This is a genomic window from Gordonia alkaliphila (assembly GCF_039542465.1).
In the GTDB taxonomy this organism is placed as follows: domain Bacteria; phylum Actinomycetota; class Actinomycetes; order Mycobacteriales; family Mycobacteriaceae; genus Gordonia; species Gordonia alkaliphila.
Window position 1 is genome coordinate 1 of the sequence record NZ_BAABIE010000040.1, and the last position, 1,684, is coordinate 1,684.

Sequence of the window (1,684 nt, forward strand, 5' to 3'; positions counted from 1 at the left end):
CCTCGGGCTTTCATCGCTGAATTCGCCTGGCCTGCCGTTTTCATGAAGAAAGGTGCTCTGAGCTGCAATAATTGTTGTTGCGAAACGACAATCACAAGCAGGGCAAGGAGCACCTTTCTGGTGAAGAACTCTACCGTGTTTTACCCGCAGATTCAGGCCACCGCCGACGGCGGCGGCATCATCACCCACGGCGGCACCGTCCTGGCCACCCGTACCGCCGAACTCTCCGGCCTCACCGACGCGTTACGGACCGCGCTCGCGCCGTGGCGCAAACCTCTCGCGACCCACGATCCAGCGAAGATCCTCCTCGATTTGGCCACGAGCCTGATTGTCGGCGGTGACTGTTTGGCCGACATCAGCATGGTCCGCGGTCGTCCCGACGTGTTCGGTCTGGTGGCCTCCGATCCGACGGTCTCACGCCTGATCGCCACCCTGGCCGCCGATCCCGAGCGGGCGGTGAACGCGATCCGAGCCGCTCGCGCCGCCGCCCGCCAGCGGGTGTGGTCCCTGGCCGCCGAGCAGGCGCCCGATCATGGTCGGTCGGCGAAGAAGCCGTTGATCATCGACATCGATGCGACGCTGGTGACGGCTCACTCGGAGAAGGAGCAGGCCAAGCCAACCTATAAGCGGGGCTTTGGTTTTCATCCGTTGATGGCGTTCATCGACCACGGACCCGACGGCACAGGGGAGGCTGCCGCGGCGATCCTGCGGCCCGGCAATGCCGGTTCCAACACCGCGGCCGACCACATCGCCCTGACGAAGAAGATCCTCGGTCAGGTCCCCGGCGCTGGGTCTCGGCCCGGTAAGTCGATCCTGATCCGCACCGACTCGGCCGGCGGTACCCACGACTTCGTCGACTTCCTCGCCCGACGGCGCCTGTCGTATTCGGTCGGCTTTCCATTGAATGAAGCTACGGGCCACCTCATCGACAGACTGCCGAAGAAGGCCTGGACCCCGGCCTACGACCCCGACGGTGAACCCCGCAAGAATGCTGACGTTGCCGAACTGACCGGAGTCCTGGACCTGTCGGGGTGGCCGGCCGGGATGCGGGTCATCGTCCGCCGTGAGAAGCCGCATCCGGGCGCTCAACTGCGGATCACCGACCGCAATGGGTGGCGCCTGGTCGCGTTCGCCACCAACACCACCGGCGGCCAGCTCGCCGATCTGGAGGTCCGGCATCGGCGGAGGGCCCGCTGCGAAGACCGTATTCGGATCGCGAAAGACACTGGCCTGACGAACTTTCCACTCAAAGGGTTCGCGCAGAATCAGATCTGGCTCGCCGTGGTCGAGTTGGCGTGCGATCTGCTCGCCTGGACGCAGATGCTGGCCCTGGGCGGCACCGCCGCGCGCCTGTGGGAACCCAAGAAGCTGCGCATGCGACTGTTTGCGACTGCGGCCCGCCTGGCCCGTCACGCCCGCCGACTCCGGCTTCGCTACGACCAACAACACCCGTGGAGTGGCATGCTCGCTGCCAGTCTCGATCGGCTGGCCGCCTACCCGGCACCCGGCTGACCCGGCAGCCTGGCCCTGACCTCACGACATGAAAGAAGCAGCTCTTCCGGTGATGTGGAACCCGGACGCACCGACGCTCGGCCACCTTGTCGTACCCGCCAGGCATACTCTGCCGCGCAGCCCCCATCCGAAACCGCACAGGCCAGGACGTCACCCCGATGAAATTTCGAGG

General features: G+C 65.7%; 1 protein-coding gene. It reads left to right on the forward strand.

Annotated features, from left to right (window positions below):
• The first annotated feature begins 120 nt into the window (after positions 1-120).
• Positions 121-1,512: an IS1380 family transposase gene (locus ABD989_RS17600; protein ID WP_345314498.1), complete on the forward strand. Its 1,392-nt coding sequence runs from the start codon at positions 121-123 to the stop codon at positions 1,510-1,512.
• The last annotated feature ends 172 nt before the right edge of the window (positions 1,513-1,684 follow it).